The sequence below is a fragment of the Burkholderia sp. SIMBA_062 genome, assembly GCF_046534765.1.
Lineage (GTDB): Bacteria > Pseudomonadota > Gammaproteobacteria > Burkholderiales > Burkholderiaceae > Burkholderia > Burkholderia ambifaria.
In genome coordinates, this window is record NZ_JAWRYD010000408.1 from 1 (window position 1) to 256 (window position 256).

Below are 256 nucleotides of genomic sequence, written 5' to 3' on the forward strand. Positions count from 1 at the left end.
TTTTATGTTTTCGGAAGAAGCGCCGGGTATGCCTTTTTATCTGCCGAACGGTCAGTTTATCCGAAACACGCTTGAATCATTTCTGCGTTCGAAGCAGGATGCCTATCATTATCACGAAGTGCGCACCCCTATGATGATGAACCAGCGTCTTTGGGAGCAATCCGGTCACTGGGAACATTATAAAGAGAATATGTATTTCTCGGAAGCCGATCATCAGCGCTTCGCGTTAAAGCCGATGAACTGTCCCGGCCACATG

At 47.7% G+C, this 256-nt stretch carries 1 pseudogene; it reads left to right on the plus strand.

Annotated elements, in window-relative coordinates:
* Nucleotides 1-256, plus strand: a pseudogene (locus tag SB786_RS36870) (threonine--tRNA ligase); the annotation flags it as partial.